13 protein-coding genes are annotated in these 14,569 nt (G+C 64.8%); 7 read left to right on the plus strand and 6 right to left on the minus strand.

Annotation, left to right across the window (positions count from 1 at the left end):
- Positions 1-7 precede the first annotated feature (7 nt).
- The 3 genes from PPL01S_RS19575 to PPL01S_RS19585 form a co-directional block, all read right to left on the minus strand.
- Positions 8-481, minus strand: a complete 474-nt coding sequence (locus tag PPL01S_RS19575; RefSeq protein WP_028625385.1) for a YMGG-like glycine zipper-containing protein — start codon at positions 479-481, stop codon at positions 8-10.
- A 78-nt stretch (positions 482-559) separates the two neighbouring features.
- Entirely contained in the window at positions 560-2,080 is a 1,521-nt protein-coding gene (locus PPL01S_RS19580; protein WP_016392133.1) for an MDR family MFS transporter, read from the minus strand.
- Between the two features lie 2 nt (positions 2,081-2,082).
- Entirely contained in the window at positions 2,083-2,745 is a 663-nt protein-coding gene (locus PPL01S_RS19585) for a TetR/AcrR family transcriptional regulator (protein ID WP_028625384.1), read from the minus strand.
- Positions 2,746-2,998: 253 nt separating this feature from the next.
- Between PPL01S_RS19585 and PPL01S_RS19590 the strand changes: the two genes are divergently transcribed.
- From PPL01S_RS19590 to PPL01S_RS19610, 5 genes are all read left to right on the plus strand, one after another.
- The gene (locus PPL01S_RS19590; RefSeq protein WP_016392135.1) at positions 2,999-3,319 is read left to right on the plus strand and encodes a hypothetical protein; all 321 of its coding nucleotides are present in this window, start codon (positions 2,999-3,001) and stop codon (positions 3,317-3,319) included.
- 226 nt (positions 3,320-3,545) lie between these two features.
- Positions 3,546-4,142: a paraquat-inducible protein A gene (locus PPL01S_RS19595; RefSeq protein WP_016392136.1), complete on the plus strand. Its 597-nt coding sequence runs from the start codon at positions 3,546-3,548 to the stop codon at positions 4,140-4,142.
- Complete coding sequence (locus PPL01S_RS19600) at positions 4,139-4,783, plus strand: paraquat-inducible protein A (protein WP_016392137.1); 645 nt, start codon at positions 4,139-4,141, stop codon at positions 4,781-4,783. Before PPL01S_RS19595 ends, PPL01S_RS19600 begins: the two co-directional genes overlap by 4 nt.
- On the plus strand, positions 4,767-6,407 hold the full coding sequence (locus PPL01S_RS19605; protein ID WP_016392138.1) for a PqiB family protein: 1,641 nt from the start codon (positions 4,767-4,769) through the stop codon (positions 6,405-6,407). The genes PPL01S_RS19600 and PPL01S_RS19605 overlap by 17 nt, the downstream gene beginning before the upstream one ends.
- Before the next feature lie 27 nt (positions 6,408-6,434).
- Positions 6,435-6,977 (plus strand): PqiC family protein, encoded by a 543-nt coding sequence (locus PPL01S_RS19610; protein WP_016392139.1) that lies wholly within the window; start codon positions 6,435-6,437, stop codon positions 6,975-6,977.
- Positions 6,978-6,988: 11 nt separating this feature from the next.
- Here the strand turns inward: PPL01S_RS19610 and PPL01S_RS19615 are convergent, their stop codons facing one another.
- From PPL01S_RS19615 to PPL01S_RS19625, 3 genes are read right to left on the minus strand one after another with little or no spacing between them, the layout of a single operon-like run.
- A complete protein-coding gene (locus PPL01S_RS19615) occupies positions 6,989-8,335 on the minus strand; it encodes a c-type cytochrome (protein WP_028625383.1) in 1,347 nt (448 codons plus the stop codon).
- Between the two features lie 18 nt (positions 8,336-8,353).
- The gene (locus tag PPL01S_RS19620; RefSeq protein ID WP_028625382.1) at positions 8,354-10,597 is read right to left on the minus strand and encodes a xanthine dehydrogenase family protein molybdopterin-binding subunit; all 2,244 of its coding nucleotides are present in this window, start codon (positions 10,595-10,597) and stop codon (positions 8,354-8,356) included.
- The gene (locus PPL01S_RS19625; protein ID WP_016392142.1) at positions 10,597-11,052 is read right to left on the minus strand and encodes a (2Fe-2S)-binding protein; all 456 of its coding nucleotides are present in this window, start codon (positions 11,050-11,052) and stop codon (positions 10,597-10,599) included. The genes PPL01S_RS19620 and PPL01S_RS19625 overlap by 1 nt, the downstream gene beginning before the upstream one ends.
- A 247-nt stretch (positions 11,053-11,299) precedes the next feature.
- Between PPL01S_RS19625 and PPL01S_RS19630 the strand changes: the two genes are divergently transcribed.
- Together PPL01S_RS19630 and PPL01S_RS19635 are read left to right on the plus strand one after the other, a co-directional pair.
- The gene (locus tag PPL01S_RS19630) at positions 11,300-13,486 is read left to right on the plus strand and encodes an OsmC domain/YcaO domain-containing protein (RefSeq protein WP_028625381.1); all 2,187 of its coding nucleotides are present in this window, start codon (positions 11,300-11,302) and stop codon (positions 13,484-13,486) included.
- Between the two features lie 216 nt (positions 13,487-13,702).
- Complete coding sequence (locus PPL01S_RS19635) at positions 13,703-14,515, plus strand: class I SAM-dependent methyltransferase (protein WP_016392144.1); 813 nt, start codon at positions 13,703-13,705, stop codon at positions 14,513-14,515.
- Positions 14,516-14,569: the final 54 nt, after the last annotated feature.

Below are 14,569 nucleotides of genomic sequence, written 5' to 3' on the forward strand. Positions count from 1 at the left end.
TCGGGTTTCAAGGATTGACCTGGTAGCCACGCCCTTGCAGGCAACCGCTGAAAGCATTGGCATGCGCCGAACTCTGCGCCTCACCCTGGTTGCGCCGGTCCTGGCGGCGCTCCTGGCGCTGGCGTGAGCCGCCAACCACGGCACCGGCAGCAGCCACTTCGCCGGCACGGTTCTGGCGATATTCCTGCTTGGCGTCGTCGCCGACCCGGTCGTACAGCTCATCGTGCTGGTTGCCACGCACCTGCGCCCCCACCGCACCTGCCGCAGCCCCCACGGCCGCGCCTTTGACCCGGCCACCGACATACGGGCTGGTGCTGCTGGTGGCACTGTTCGCCGCGTTGGTCGCCACGGTATTGCAGTCATTGATGTCCAGCTGCGTCTGCTGGCTGCTCTGGCCCTTGAGTGGTACGACCGATTGGGCCTGTGCCGCCGGGGCTGCGCATAGCAGCACCAGCAAGTAACTCCACGTGAGTGCGCGCATTGCACACCTCCATTGAATGGGAACCGCATCATTGAGAATAGCCCGGTCATGACCGGGCAGAAGTGGCCGCAACCTCACTCAGGTTGCAGCCGAACGCAGAGGCACCTCGCGCAACATCCACGACAACGCGAATGCAACGCAGGTGGTCGCCGCCGCCAGCAGGAACACGCCATGCATCGCTCCGGAGAACGCCTGCAGATAGGCCTGCTGCAACGGCGCCGACAGCGCATGGACCGCCGTCGGCGAAAGGCTCGCGGCTCCGCCGGCCGAGGTGGCGAAATCGCTGGGGAGGTTGGCCAGGAGGGTGTGCGAGAACACCGCGCCGAACACCGACACGCCAACCGCCCCGCCGATGGAGCGGAACAGGGTGGCGCCCGAGGTCGCCACACCCATGTGACGCCGCTCGACGCTGTTCTGCACGGCCAGGATCAGCACCTGCATGACCATGCCCAGGCCAGCGCCCAGCAGGCCCATGTACAGGTTCATCACAAGTTTCGGTGTGTCCAGCTCCAGGCGGCTCAGCAGGCCCAGGGCAATCACCTGCAAGAGCGTGCCCACGATCGGGAAGATCCGGTAGCGCCCCCAGCGGCTGATCAGCCGCCCGGTGAGTGCCGAGACCACCAGCAAGGCCCCCATCAACGGCAGCATCTGCAGGCCGGCACTGGTCGGTGTGGCGTCCTTGACCACCTGCATGTACAGCGGCAGGAAGGTCACCGAACCGAACAGCGATACCCCCACGACCAGGCCGATGAGCCCGGCGAGCACGAAGGTGCGGTGGCGGAACAGGTGCAAGGGCATGATCGGCTCGGCAGCGCGGCGCTGCTCGTAGACGAAGCCGGTCAGGCCGATCACGGCGAACAGGCCCAGGCACAGGATATCCAGCGATACCCAGGGTACCAGGCTGCCGCCCAGGCTGGTGATCAGCACCAGCGAACCCAGGGTCACGGTGAGGAAGAACGCACCAATGTAGTCGACCACGTGCTTGACCGGCGCGACATGGGGGCGGAACACACCGCCAATCACCAGCACCGCCAGCAGCCCCAGCGGCAGATTGATGAAGAAGATCCAGTGCCACGACAGGTGCTCGACCAGGAAACCGCCAATCAATGGCCCGACCACGGTCGCCAGGCCGAACACACCGCCGAACAATCCCTGGTAGCGGCCACGCTCGGCGGGCGCAATGATATCGCCGATGGCGGCCATCGCGACCACCATCAGGCCGCCGCCACCCAGGCCCTGCAAGGCGCGGAACAGCACCAGCTGGGTCATGTCCTGGGCCACGCCACACAAGACCGAGCCCAGCAGGAACAGGGCAATGGCGATCTGCAACACCCGTTTGCGGCCGTACAGGTCACCGAACTTGCCGTACAGCGGGACCACCACGGTCGAGGCCAAGAGGTACGCGGTCACCACCCAGGACAGCCAGCGCAGGCCGCCAAGGTCGCTGACGATGGTCGGCAGCGCGGTGGAAACGATGGTCTGGTCCAGGGCCGCGAGGAACATGACCAGCATCAGCGCCCCGAGCAACCAGGGGATGGAGGCCTGCGATTCGGCGTTGGTCTGCGCGGGGGAGGGGGTATCGGCGGTATGTCCGGACATGCTCAGCCCCCCCCGTCCAAGGCGTACTGGTGCCCGGTCGCCTGCAGGCCCGCCAGCGCGAAGTGGTACAAGTGGGTGCTCACCTGGTCGGCAGGCATCCCGAGGATCTCGTGCAGTGCACCGGATGAGCCGCGGGGCCCGATCAACAGCATGGCCCAAGGCGCCGTGACACACAGGATGCAGCGGGTCAGTGCCGGGGTGTCTGCCGGGAGGCCGGTGATTTCGCTGAACAACCCCTTGAGCAAGGCCAGCTTCATGGGCGTGCCACTCTGCAGATGGGCCTGGCCGTGCGGGCTGGGTGCCAGGATCTCGGCGGCGAGCACGCGCAGGTGCCAGTTGTTGTGCACCTGCATCGCCTTGCTCACCACCAACTCGACCAGCGCGCGCAGTTTCTCGGTCGCCGGTTGCAGGCCTAGGGTGATGCGCTGGAGGTCGGAAATGTCCAGAAAACGCCGGCGGGCTTCATCGAGCACGGCCAGGTAGAGGCCATTGCGGCTGCCGAAGTGATAGTTGATCGATGCCAGGTCCACCTCTGCCTTGGCCGCGACGGCCTTGTTGCTGGTTTCGGCGTAGCCCATGGCAGCGAACAGCTCGCCGGCCGCCTGCAGAATGCGGGCGCGGGTGGCTTCACCATCCTTGCGGGGTTCACGTAGCGTCGTGGCCATGGCTCAGGCTCCTCGGTGCGATGGGGCAAGCCTGCGCGAATTGAATATTAAATTCAATTTAAATTTAACGATACTGACGAAAGGTGCCGCCCGGCCTGCAAGGCGACCGAACGGCGCTGAGCGCTAGGGTAGAGGCTCCCACCTATGGTATACAGGCCTTTACCGACACCCCTTCACCCGCCACCTGGATGCGTCGACGCGTGGCAGGTGATCGCCTTGCCCCTGCTCCCTGACAAGAAACGGAGATTCGCCGATGACCGCCACCGACCGTCTGAGCCTGCTGCAATATGAGTACCTGGGCCTGGACGATGTAGCTGTTCCCGAATTCAAGATCGCGCTGAAGGAATTGCGCGATCTGGCGTTGGAGGACCGCTACGAACACCATGCCGCGCTGCACCTGGGTGACATTGCCGACGCAGAGAACTGCCAGCAATTGAAGGAAGCCCGCAACTGGGGCCTTGGCTTCTTGCAAGGGCTGGCCTGCGCCAAGGGGCTTTCGCAAAGCCAGATCGATGGTCTGGGGCGCGTTTTCCAGTTGGCTGCAGAGCGTTCGGCGGCGCGCATCGCCGGCTGACCCGAGTGCCGCTTCGGGCCTTGTTCGAGCAAGGCCTGAAACGCCGACAGAGCAGCGGCCCGCTGCTCGACATCCCCCAGCCCCGCTGGATTGCCATTCTCGGCGCAATTAGTTTCCCTTTGCCCTGCACAAGTACATTTTCCTACTAGGCTTGCTCGTGTCAGCGCGCGTCAAGGTCTGGTGTGACTGCCTGTCTCCAGACTGTCTTTAGGGAAAGAACATGAGCATGAGCAGTCCTCGGAACCTGATCATCTGCGAATACTGCGATGCGGTGTACCAGCGTACCCCCGTGCAGCGCCATCAGCGGGCGCTGTGCACGCGGTGTGGCGGCGTGCTGTACCGGCACGGCAGCCTCGGCATACAGCAGCGCCTGGCCCTGAGCGTGACCGGTGCGGTGTTGCTGGTATTCGCCAATCTCTATCCGGTCATGACCATCGGCATGCAGGGGCTGACCAACTCGGCCACCCTGTGGGATTCGGTGTTGATCCTCAGCAGTGGCAGCATCACCTTCATCGCCCTGGTGATGGCGCTGGCCATCATCTTCGCCCCCGTCCTGCAGATCGCCTTGCTGTGCTGGGTATTGAGCTTTGCCCTGGCCGGTCGCCGAGCGCCGGGTTTTGCCATGTGCATGCGCTGCCTGGAAGGGCTGCGCCCCTGGAGCATGCTGGAAGTCTGCCTGCTGGGGGCGCTGGTGGCGGTGATCAAGCTGGCCGGCCTGCTCGATGTCATCCCGGGCATTGGCCTGATCGCATTGGCCGCGCTGAGCATGCTCATCATCTATATCGCCGGGCGCGACATCCGCGACCTCTGGGAGCAGGTATGAACATGCCCGCGCAAGCCGAAGACATGGGCCTGTGCCTATGCCACGGCTGTGGCCAGGCCTGCGACCTGAGCGACGGCGCGCACACCTGCCAGCGCTGCGGTGCCCCGCTGCATGCGCGCAAGACCAACGCCATCACCCGCGGCTGGGCCTTCCTGTTCGCCGCACTGGTGTTCTATGTTCCGGCGAACCTGCTACCGGTCATGCACACCGAGATGCTCGGCAGTGGCAGCGACAGCACCATTGTCGGCGGCGTGATCGAATTCTGGGAGGCAGGGGCCTGGGATATCGCCCTGATCATCTTCATCGCCAGTATCGGCGTACCGGCGATGAAGTTCTTCTCCCTGGGCCTGCTGTTGTTCACCGCGCAGCAACGGTCCAGCTGGGCACGGCGACAACGCTCGCAGCTGTATCGCGGGGTCGAGCTGATCGGCTACTGGTCGATGCTCGACGTGATCGTGGTGGCCCTGGTGGCGGCCCTGGTGCAACTGCGCGGTCTTGGCACCATCGAACCGCGCCCGGGCATCCTGTTTTTCGGCATGGTGGTGGTACTGACCATGTTCTCGGCAATGAGCTTCGACCCACGCTTGATCTGGGATGAACCTGGCAACGACGGAGGCAGTATCGATGGCGCAAGCGAGTGACGAACGAGAGGGCGCAGGGCAGGCACAGGTGCGTACCCGGCGTTGGAATGTGTCGCTGGTGTGGATCGTTCCGATCCTGGCGATCCTGGTCGGGGCTTCACTGGTGGTGCGCAACTGGATGGAGCAGGGGCCGGTGATCTCGATTTCCTTCCGCTCCGGGGAAGGCCTGGTGGCGCACAAGACCCAGGTCAAGTACCGCAGTGTGGTGATCGGCGAGGTGACCACGGTCGACCTGGCCGAGGACCACAAGAGCGTCCTGGTCACCGTGCAGCTGTCCAATGAGGCGAAATCCTTCGCGACCAAGGGGGCGCGGTTCTGGGTGGTCCGTCCACGGATTGGCGCGGGCGGGATTTCCGGGGTGGATACCCTGCTGTCCGGCAGTTTCATCGGTGCCGATGCCGGTGAGTCGAAGGCCCCGGAGAAAAAATTCACAGGCCTCGAGCTGCCGCCTGCGATCACCTACGGCGAAATTGGCAAGCGCTTCATTCTCAGGGCACGAGACCTGGGCTCGCTGGATATCGGCTCGGCGATCTACTACCGCAAGATCCCGGTCGGCGAAGTGGTGTCCTATAACTTGCGTGAGGATGGCAAGGGCGTGGAAATCGGTGTGTTCGTGCAAGCGCCTTACGATGCCTTCGTGACCAAGGACACGCGTTTCTGGAATGCCAGTGGTGTCGACATGCAGATTGGCGCCAATGGCCTGAAGGTCGACACCGAGTCGATTTCGTCGATCCTGGTGGGCGGGCTGGCATTCGGCTCCCCGGATTTTGCCCCCGACGCCGAGCCTGCCGAGGACCAGGCGCGCTTTCGCCTGTTTGTCGACCGGGAGACTGCGATGTCGCCACCACATGGCAGGCCGCAGTACCTGCAACTGCGCTTCGACCAGGCCATGCGTGGCCTTTCGGTGGGGGCGCCGGTGGAATTCAAGGGCGTGGAATTCGGCAAGGTCACGTCGATCCAGCTCGATTACGATCAGACCAAACAAAGCTTCCCGGTGGTGGTCGATGCGGTGATCTATCCGCAGCGCCTTGGCCCGGTTCATCAGAAGATGCTCGGTGTGTTCAAGCAGACGCAGGGCGACCTGGCCGGGGCACGGCGTCTGATCGGCACCTTCGTCGAACATGGCCTGCGCGCCCAGGCGCGCAGCGGCAACCTGATCACCGGGCAGATGTTCATTTCCCTGGACTTCTACCCCGATGCGCCGAAAGTGGCCTTCGACATGTCGGCCGAGCCCATCGTCATCCCCACGCTGCCAGGCAGCCTGGAGAAACTCCAGGAGCAGTTGCAGCACTTCATCGAGCGCATCAGCAAGTTGCCACTGGAGAGCATCGCCAACAACCTCGACGGCAGCCTGCGCGACCTGCGCGCCAACCTCAAACAGTTCAACAACCAGACCTTGCCTGGCGTGAAGACGACCCTCGACGAGATCCACAAGACCTTGCAGACCGCCAATTCGGCCATCGGCGAGGACTCACCGCAACGTGAACGGCTGGGCGAGACGCTGGACGAACTGGAGCGCATGTCGCGCTCGCTGCGTGACCTGTCCGACTACCTGGGCCGGCACCCTGAATCACTGATCCGCGGCCGTCCCAAGGCGGCCGGCGCAGAAAATCTGAAACCTTGAGGGCGCAGGCCAGAGGAGTGTGACCCGATGCATCGATTGCGCAATCTGTGTGGGGCCGGTGTGCTGGTCTTGCTGTGGGGGTGCAGCAGCACCCCGAACAACTATCACACGCTGGTGCCGGCCCAGCCGGTACAGGGCAACAGCCAGCACATCATGGTCGGCCGGGTGAGTCTGCCGCCCCAGGTGGACCGCTCGCAGCTGGTGGTGCGCCAGGGGGCCAGCGGCCTGGCGATTCTGGAAACCGAGTGGTGGGGCGCCAACCTGGTGGACGAGTTCCGCAGCGCCCTGCAGGACTTGCTGGGCGGGCCGGTAGCGGCACCCAGCGCGCTGCTGCGGGTGGATGTGCAGCGTTTCGACAGCGTGCCAGGTCAGTACGCGTCACTGGACGCGCTGTGGCGCCTGAAAAAGCCGGACGAGGCCGAGCTGACCTGCCGCACGTCGTTGCAGACTGCAGCCGACGACAGCATCACCGGCCTGGTCAATGCCCACCAGGCCAACCTGCGCAAGTTCGCCGAAGCGGTGAGGGCAGCGGCGGCTCCTGGCAGAAGCGCTTGCCCGAGCACCCAGTGAACCCATGCGCTTCAGCGCATGTGCAGGATGATCGGGCTGCTGCTGGCGGGGCCGGTATGCTCGCGCAGCTTGCCGACCGCCTGGGCGTCCACTGCGCCTCCCTGATTGCCCCAGGTGCTGCGCACGAAGCTCAGGACTTCGGCGATTTTCGCGTCCGACAGCTGTTCGCGGAAGGCCGGCATGCGGTAAGCGTCCGGCAATCCCGCGGTGACGACGCGTTGCGAGCCATTGAGGGTGATGTTGATCGCCGAGGCCGCTTCCTTGGCCAAGGCCGAGGTCGCGCCGGCCAGCGGCGGCATCCATTCGCCCTGGCCCTTGCCATCCAGCCCATGGCACGTGGCGCAGCGGGTCACGTAGGTATGCGCGCCGGGGCTGCTGCGCCGCTCACCGGCCAGGACCGCCTGGTACTGCCAGGGTGTGCCGTCGCGGCCCGGGTCGCCGGGCAATGACTTGAGGTAGCGGGCGATCGCGGCCAGGTCGTCATCGGTCATGAACTGCGTCGAGTTGTTGAACGCCTCGGTCATCGAACCGAACACCACCGCATGCGAGTTGCGCCCGGTCTTGAGGAACTGCACGACCTGCGCCTCGCTCCAGCGGCCCAGGCCTGTGTTGTGATCGTTACGCAGGCTCGGGGCGTACCAGCCGTCGAGCAAGGCACCGGCGAGGAAGGGCGCGCCGGCTTCGTCCAGGGCTTTTTCGTTGAATGCCAATCCACGCGGGGTATGGCAACTGCCGCAGTGGCCGGGCCCCTGGACAATATAGGCGCCCCGGTTCCACAGCGCGTCCTGACCCGGCTTGACGGCATAGGGTGTGTCGGCGGCAAACAGGCCATTCCACAAGGCGATCGGCCAGCGCATGTTCAGCGGCCAGGGGATGTCGCTGGGTCGGTTGGCCTGTTGCGCGGGCTGTACGCCGTTCATGAAGAACGCATACAGGGCGCGCACATCGTCATCGCTGAGCTTGGCGTAAGAGGGGTAGGGCATGGCCGGGTACAAGCGTCGGCCACCGGGTGCGACGCCATGGCGGACCGCGCGGTCGAAGTCGGCGAGGCTGTAGTTGCCGATCCCGGTGGCGCGGTCGGGGGTCACGTTGGTGGCGTGGATCGCGCCCAGCGGCGTGGCCATTTCCAGCCCCCCGGCGAAGGGTTTGCCGCCGGGCACGCTGTGGCAGGCCATGCAATCGGCCAGCCTGGCCACGTACTCGCCGCGGCCGACCAGCGCCGGGTCATTGCTGCGGGCCTGTTCCGCAGCCAAAGGCGAGGCGGGCTCGCGGGTCACGTACCAGGCCAGCAGGCCTGCGGCGAGTAGGCATGGCAGCGCCAGCCAGCCCGCGGTCTTTGCAAATCGGCGGTCGGTCATGGGGCGGTCCTTGTCCTGTCAGCTGAAGGTATGGCGGCTCAGGGGCAGGCTGCGGATGCGCTGGCCGGTCAGTTGCGCCACCGCATTGGCTACCGCCGGCGCCACGGCGGGCAGCGGTGGTTCGCCGATACCGCCCATCTTCGCGCCGCTTTCGACGATGCGCACATGCACCCGGGCCATCCGCGAAGCCGGCAGGATCGGATACAGGTCGTAATTGCGCGCCCGCGGTTGACCGTCGACGTACACCGCTTCCTCGATCAGCGTCTGCGACAGGCCAAGGGCCACGGCGCCGTTGACCTGGGCCTCGATGATCGCCGGGTTGACGATGCTGCCGGGGTCGATGGCCTGCCAGATATCGTGGACCTTGACCTGGCCCTGCTCGATCGACACTTCGGCGATCACCGCCGCTTGCGAGCCGAACGGTGAGGCCATTGCCACGCCACGGGCGCGCTTGCTGCCGTCCTCGGCGGTGAACGGGCCGCGCTTCCAGCCGCCGGACAGTTCGCCCACGGCCTGCAGCAGGGTGGTCAGCCGCGGGTTGTCGCGCAGCAGGTGCAGGCGCAGTTCGAAGGGGTCCTTGCCGCCCTTGTCGGCCAGTTCGTCGAGGAACGCTTCATAGAAGAAGTCGTTCAGCGAGTTGCCCACCGAGCGCCAGTAACCGAGCATCGCCGGGCCTTTGACGTAGATCTGCGCGATGCGCCTGTTGGCGATGGCATAGGCCTTGCCAGACAAGCCTTCGAGCGCTGTCGGGTCGATCTGCTCGCCTTGCTTGCCGGCAATGGCTTCGGTCGGGCCCTCGGTGGCACTCACCGCTTCCAGGGCGATGGGCAGGCCGTCGGCATCGAGACCGGCGCGGAACTTGACCACGGCCACGGGCCGCAGCACATCGCGCAGGAATTCCTCTTCACGGCTCCAGATCAGTTTCACCGGCCGGCCAACGGCCTTGGCCAGTGCGATGGCCTGCGGGTAGGGGTTGGCCGAATCGTAGAGGAAATGGCGGCCGAAGAAGCCGCCGAGCAGCGGTGAATGCAGGGTGATCTGCCCAGGGGCGAGGCCGGTGCGTTTGGCGATGTCATCGAGGAACATGTCCGGCGCCTGGTTCGGTAGCCACACCTCCAGCGAACCATCCGGGTTGAAGCGCGCCAGCGCGGACGGCGGCTCCAGCTGGGCGTGGTTGAGATACTGGTTGTGGTAGCTGGCTTCGACCTTGGTCTTGGCGTTGGCCAGCGCGCCGTCGATATCGCCTTCACGCTCCTCGTCGCGGGCCGGGCCCTGCTGGGCAGCGAGGTGGTCGCGCCAGGCATCGCTGGAAAAATCCGCGGGCATCGGGCGCACCTTGCTGTCCGCCGCAGGCTCCAGCCAATCGACCTGCAACGCCTCGACGGCGCGCTTGGCGTGCCACCAGCGTTCGGCGACCACTGCCACGGCGCCCGGCAGGCGGTGTACCGAGTGCACGCCCTTGAGACCCTTGACCTGCTCTTCGTTGCGCAGCGTGCCTACGGTCATGCCCAGGCGTGGTGCATGCTGCACGGCAGCATGGAGCATGCCATCGACCTTGATGTCGATGCTGTACAGCGCCTTGCCGGTGGACTTGTCGTAGGCATCGACACGCCGCACCGGCTTGCCGATCCAGCGAAACTGGCTGGGGTCGCGCAGCTTGACGCTGGCAGGGTCCGGCACCGGCAGGTCCATGGCCCGGCCAGCCAGCTCGCCATAGGCCAGCGAACGGCCCGAAGCGGCGTGCAGCACCTTGCCCGGCTCGGTCGACAGCTCGCCGGCCGGCACCCCCCATTGCTCGGCGGCGGCCTGAATCAGCATGGCCCGGGCCAGGGCGCCGAGGCGGCGCATGGTCGGGTAGCTCATGCGCACCGACATGCTGCCGCCGGTGATGCGCATACCGTTTTCCATCACCACATAGGCTTCGCCGGGCGGGGCGCTGTCGACCAGGAAGGTGGCGGGGTCGGCGTCGAGCTCTTCACCAACGATCTGCGCCATCGCGGTGTAGGTGCCTTGGCCGCCCTCCATGAACGGGCACAACAGGCGCACGCTGCTGTCCGGACGGATTTCCAGGAATGCCGGCACCTGGGTGCCGCGCTCCACCGCCGTCTCCGCCCGGACCCGGGCGCCGCCCACGGGCAGACCGAAGCCCAGGACCAGCGCACCCACCGCGGTACCTGCCAGAAAGCGCCGGCGCGACAGGTTGACGGTTTCGCCCGGCGACAGGTCAAGGGGCGTTGTCGGGGTATCGAGTGGCGGGTTCATCAGGCCTTCTCCCCTTGGGCGAGGTCGTGCACGGCGGCATGGATGGCGTTGTAGGTGCCGCAGCGGCACAGGTTGACCATCGCCGCCGCGATCTCATCATCGCTGGGCTTGGGGCTGTGCTTGAGCAGCGCGGTGGCCGCCATCACCTGCCCGGACTGGCAATACCCGCACTGGGCCACCTGATGCTCGACCCAGGCCGCCACCACGCGTTTGCCCACCGCATCGGCCTCGATGGCTTCGATGGTGGTCACCTCGCGTCCGACCACACCGGCCACCGGCGTGACACAGGCCCTTACCACATTGCCGTCGACCAGCACCGAGCAGGCGCCGCACTGGGCCAGGCCGCAGCCATACTTTGTGCCGGTCAGGCCCAGGTCGTCGCGGATCACCCACAGCAGGGGTGTGTCAGCTTCAGCGTCGACCTGGTAGGTCTGCTGGTTGATGCGAAGTTCCATGGCTCACCTGCTGATCATCGGTTCAATCCAGAAACGCTAGCACAGCGCTGAAACCATTCGTCCGGCCAGGCCAGCAGGTGCAGAGGATCAGGCAAGCATTTCGTTGGAATGCGCAAAGGCCCACCGTTACCTGTGCGAGCCGGCTTGCCGGCGATAGGGCCCGTACGGACAAACAGGACTTCCAGCGGAAAAACCCGGATAATGCCGGCCACTTTCGTTTTGCACGTTCAAATCACGGTAATCCCGCATGGAAATCAAGGTCAATTTTCTCGACAACCTTCGTCTTGAAGCCAAGTTCGACGACTTCACGGTGATCGCCGACCAGCCGATCCGCTACAAAGGCGATGGCTCGGCGCCGGGCCCGTTCGACTATTTCCTTGCCTCATCGGCCTTGTGCGCCGCGTATTTCGTCAAACTGTACTGCCAGACCCGCGATATCCCCACCGAGAATATTCGCCTGTCGCAGAACAACATCGTCGACCCCGAGAACCGCTACAACCAGATCTTCAAGATCCAGGTCGAACTGCCCGAGGACATTTCCGAGAAGGACCGCCAGGGCATCCTGCGCTCCATTGACCGCTGCACGGTCAAGAAGGTGGTGCAGACCGGCCCGGAGTTCATCATCGAGGAAGTCGACAACCTCGACGCCGATGCCCAGGGCCTGCTGATGCCGGTGGCCGACAGCACCACCTACATCCCCGGCAAGGACCTGCCGCTGGAGCAGACCATCGCCAACATGTCCGGCATCCTCGCCGGGCTCGGCATGAAGATCGAGATCGCCTCGTGGCGCAACATCGTGCCCAACGTCTGGTCGCTGCACGTGCGCGATGCGCAGTCGCCGATGTGCTTCACCAATGGCAAGGGTTCGACCAAGGAGGCTGCGCTGGCCTCCGCGCTGGGTGAGTTCATCGAGCGGTTGAACTGCAACTTCTTCTATAACGACCAGTTCTGGGGCGAGGACATCGCCAACGCGCCATTCGTGCACTACCCCAACGAGCAATGGTTCAAGCCCGGCCCGAAGGATGCGCTGCCGGCCGAAATCCTCGATGCGTACTGCCTGGACATCTACAACCCGGACGACGAACTGCGCGGTTCGCACCTGTACGACACCAACTCGGGCAACACCGCTCGCGGCATCTGCTCGCTGCCGTTCGTGCGCCAGTCGGACGAGCAGGTGGTGTACTTCCCGTCCAACCTGATCGAAAACCTGTTCCTCAGCAACGGCATGAGCGCCGGCAACACCCTGGCCGAGGCGCAGGTGCAGTGCCTGTCGGAAATCTTCGAGCGGGCGGTCAAGCGTGAAATCCTCGAAGGCGAGCTGGCCCTGCCGGATGTTCCACAAGAGGTGCTGGCCAAGTACCCGGGCATCCTCGCCGGCATCCAGGGGCTGGAAGAGCAGGGTTTCCCGGTACTGGTCAAGGATGCCTCGCTGGGCGGTGAATTCCCGGTGATGTGCGTGACCTTGATGAACCCGCGTACCGGCGGCGTGTTCGCCTCGTTCGGCGCGCACCCAAGCTTCGAGGTGGCGCTGGAGCGCAGCCTGACCGAGTTGCTCCAGGGCCGCAGCTTCGAGGGCTTGAACGACTTGCCGCAACCGACCTTCGAAAGCCATGCGTTGACCGAGCCGAACAACTTCGTCGAGCACTTCATCGATTCCAGCGGTGTGGTGTCGTGGCGCTTCTTCAGCGCCAAGGCCGACTTCGAGTTCGTCGAGTGGGACTTCTCCGGCCACGGCGAAGATTCCAACATCCAGGAAGCCGCGACCCTGTTCGGCATCCTCGAGGACATGGGCAAGGAAGTGTACATGGCCGTGTACGACAACCTTGGCGCCACCGCCTGCCGCATCCTTGTGCCGGGCTACTCGGAGATCTACCCGGTCGAGGACCTGATATGGGACAACACCAACCGCGCCCTGGATTTCCGTGCCGACATCCTCAACCTGCACAGCCTCGACAACCGCGCGCTGCGTGCGCTGCGCAAGCGCCTGGACAACTGCGAGGTCGATGACTACACCACCATCACCACGCTGATCGGCGTCGAGTTCGACGACAACACGGTATGGGGCCAGCTCACCATCCTCGAGCTGAAACTGCTGATCTGCCTGGCGTTGCAGCGTTTCGAGGATGCCAAGGAGCTGGTCGAGGCGTTCTTGCAGTTCAACGACAACACGGTCGAGCGCGGCCTGTTCTACCAGGCGCTGAATGTCGTGCTGGAAGTGGTGCTCGACGACGAACTGGAGATGGAAGACTACGAGGCCAACTTCCGCCGCATGTTCGGCAATCCGCGGATGGATGCGGTGCTCGGCTCGGTTGACGGCAGCGTGCGTTTCCATGGCCTGACCCCGACCAGCATGAAGCTCGAAGGGCTGGATCGACACCTGCGCCTGATCGAGAGCTACAAGAAGCTGCATGCCGCGCGGGCCAAGGCGGTCTGACGATCCGTGTAAAGGGGCGCCTCGCGTCCCTTTATAGCCGAACATCCGTTTCGTTATCGCCAATCCGTTTTGCCGTTCAGGCATTGCCGCTTGCCGGATAGCTGCACCGGCGCTTAGCTATCTGCCGGCCTGGCCAGGCCACACACCTCATCTACTCCATGGCGCATCAGCCGCCAGAAGGACCTCGGCCGCGCATAGAACAAGAAGGCGCAGACCATGAGCACTCCCTTGGATACCGATGCACTGAAGGCCCGCCAGCAATTGGCATGGGCCAGCGGTGACTACGCGGTAATCGGCACTACATTGCAACTGGTGGGCGAACGGCTCGCCGAAGCCTGCGACCTGCGTTGGGACGAGCGGGTGCTGGATGTAGCGGCAGGCAACGGTAACGTCACCCTGGCTGCGGCCCGGCGTGGTTGCCAGGTCACTTCCACGGACTATGTGCCCGAGTTGCTCAAGCGCGGGGAAGAACGCGCCCGCGCTGAACACCTGAAAGTCGATTTTCAGGTGGCCGATGCCGAGGCTCTGCCGTTCAAGGACGGCATGTTCGATGCCATCGTATCGACCTTTGGCGTGATGTTCGCGCCCAACCAGGCCCAGGCCGCGAAGGAACTGGCGCGTGTCTGCCGTTCCGGTGGCCGGGTAGGCCTGACGAACTGGACGCCACAGGGTTTCATCGGGCAGATGTTCAAGGTACTGGGCCGGCATGTGCCACCCCCCGTCGGTGCATTGCCTCCGTCGCGCTGGGGCGATGAAGAGCAACTTCGCGCGTTGTTCGAAGGCGCGATCGGTGCCATGGACGTCAGCCGTCAGCACTTCAACTTCCGCTACCGCTCGGCAGCGCACTTCATCGACGTCTTCCGCACCTGGTACGGGCCGGTACACAAGGCGTTCGCGGCGCTGTCGGCCGATGCCGCGGCAGCACTGGAAAGCGACCTGACAGCCTTGCTGAACGAAAACAATCAGGCGGGTTCATCGTCGCTCGTGGTGCCCAGCGAATACCTGGAAGTGGTAATCATGAGACGTTGAGATCAGCGGCGCCTGATCGCGGGCAAGCTCCTACAGGCGTGTGCAATCCCTGTA

The sequence above is a fragment of the Pseudomonas plecoglossicida NBRC 103162 = DSM 15088 genome, from assembly GCF_000730665.1.
Lineage (GTDB): Bacteria > Pseudomonadota > Gammaproteobacteria > Pseudomonadales > Pseudomonadaceae > Aquipseudomonas > Aquipseudomonas plecoglossicida.

Bases quoted from the DNA above. Each gene is read 5' to 3' on its own strand.
- PPL01S_RS19595 (WP_016392136.1), top strand. From the start codon at position 3,546: ATGAGCAGTCCTCGGAACCTGATCATCTGCGAATACTGCGATGCGGTG.
- PPL01S_RS19580 (WP_016392133.1), bottom strand. From the start codon at position 2,080: ATGTCCGGACATACCGCCGATACCCCCTCCCCCGCGCAGACCAACGCC.
- PPL01S_RS19590 (WP_016392135.1), top strand. From the start codon at position 2,999: ATGACCGCCACCGACCGTCTGAGCCTGCTGCAATATGAGTACCTGGGC.
- PPL01S_RS19615 (WP_028625383.1), bottom strand. From the start codon at position 8,335: ATGACCGACCGCCGATTTGCAAAGACCGCGGGCTGGCTGGCGCTGCCA.
- PPL01S_RS19620 (WP_028625382.1), bottom strand. From the start codon at position 10,597: ATGAACCCGCCACTCGATACCCCGACAACGCCCCTTGACCTGTCGCCG.
- PPL01S_RS19605 (WP_016392138.1), top strand. From the start codon at position 4,767: ATGGCGCAAGCGAGTGACGAACGAGAGGGCGCAGGGCAGGCACAGGTG.
- PPL01S_RS19585 (WP_028625384.1), bottom strand. From the start codon at position 2,745: ATGGCCACGACGCTACGTGAACCCCGCAAGGATGGTGAAGCCACCCGC.
- PPL01S_RS19625 (WP_016392142.1), bottom strand. From the start codon at position 11,052: ATGGAACTTCGCATCAACCAGCAGACCTACCAGGTCGACGCTGAAGCT.
- PPL01S_RS19630 (WP_028625381.1), top strand. From the start codon at position 11,300: ATGGAAATCAAGGTCAATTTTCTCGACAACCTTCGTCTTGAAGCCAAG.
- PPL01S_RS19610 (WP_016392139.1), top strand. From the start codon at position 6,435: ATGCATCGATTGCGCAATCTGTGTGGGGCCGGTGTGCTGGTCTTGCTG.
- PPL01S_RS19600 (WP_016392137.1), top strand. From the start codon at position 4,139: ATGAACATGCCCGCGCAAGCCGAAGACATGGGCCTGTGCCTATGCCAC.
- PPL01S_RS19635 (WP_016392144.1), top strand. From the start codon at position 13,703: ATGAGCACTCCCTTGGATACCGATGCACTGAAGGCCCGCCAGCAATTG.
- PPL01S_RS19575 (WP_028625385.1), bottom strand. From the start codon at position 481: ATGCGCGCACTCACGTGGAGTTACTTGCTGGTGCTGCTATGCGCAGCC.